Below are 993 nucleotides of genomic sequence, written 5' to 3' on the forward strand. Positions count from 1 at the left end.
GGTACCATCGAACTGCCGGAAGGCGTAGAGATGGTAATGCCGGGCGACAACATCAAGATGGTTGTTACCCTGATTGCGCCGATCGCGATGGATGACGGCCTGCGTTTCGCTATCCGTGAAGGTGGCCGTACCGTAGGTGCTGGTGTTGTAGCTAAAGTTATCGCTTAATCGATACTTTAAATGCACACATGAAAGGGGTGGCTTCGGCCGCCCCTTTTGTTTTTGGGCTTTATCTGCCCTGTGAGATACTGGGCAAAACCATTGATTGAGGTAGTTTCCGTGAGCAAACCCGCCATTTTTCTGGATCGTGACGGTGTCATCAATGAAGACACTGGCTATGTCAGCCAGGTCGATGACTTCCATTTTCTGCCCGGAGTCATAGACGCCCTGCAGCTCCTCAAAAAGAAAGGCTATCTGCTGGTCGTTGTGACCAACCAGTCCGGAATCGCCCGCGGCTACTTCAGTGAAGATGACTTCATGAATCTGACCGAGTGGATGGATTGGTCACTGGCGGATCGGGATGTGGACCTCGATGGCATCTATTTCTGCCCCCATCATCCGGATCACGGCGCCCCCTGTGATTGCCGCAAACCGGAGCCAGGCATGCTGCTGTTGGCGCAACAGGAATTGGGGATCGACATGAGCCGTTCCTATATGGTGGGTGACAAGCCTTCCGATCTGAAAGCAGCGAGCAATGCCGGGGTCGGTCACAAGATCATGGTCAGAACCGGTAAGCCGGTTACCGAAACGGGTAGCGCACTGGCAGATGCCATCTATGACAACCTGCACGATTTTGCCATCGCGGTGCCTGCAGCAAGCTGATTTCGCCGGTTTAATATGCCAATTGGTGGCTTTGTGAGCGAACGAACAGCGAAAGCCATCTTTTTGCAATTATCCCCTTGCCAGAACGAATTCACTCCCTATAATGCGCCTCCATCGACAGGGCAAGCGGCAACGCAAACAACCTCGTCGATAACCTCGAAAAGCCTTTGA

General features: G+C 53.1%; 1 protein-coding gene and 1 pseudogene. Both read left to right on the forward strand.

Features of this window, described 5'->3' with window-relative positions:
* Positions 1–168 (forward strand): annotated as a pseudogene (tuf, locus tag G5332_RS20200) (elongation factor Tu); the annotation flags it as partial.
* A gap of 111 nt (positions 169–279) precedes the next feature.
* Complete coding sequence (gmhB, locus tag G5332_RS20205) at positions 280–822, forward strand: D-glycero-beta-D-manno-heptose 1,7-bisphosphate 7-phosphatase (protein WP_216952229.1); 543 nt, start codon at positions 280–282, stop codon at positions 820–822.
* The last annotated feature ends 171 nt before the right edge of the window (positions 823–993 follow it).

This window comes from Aeromonas sp. 603757 (genome assembly GCF_049171255.1).
GTDB classification, from domain to species: Bacteria; Pseudomonadota; Gammaproteobacteria; order Enterobacterales; family Aeromonadaceae; genus Aeromonas; species Aeromonas veronii_A.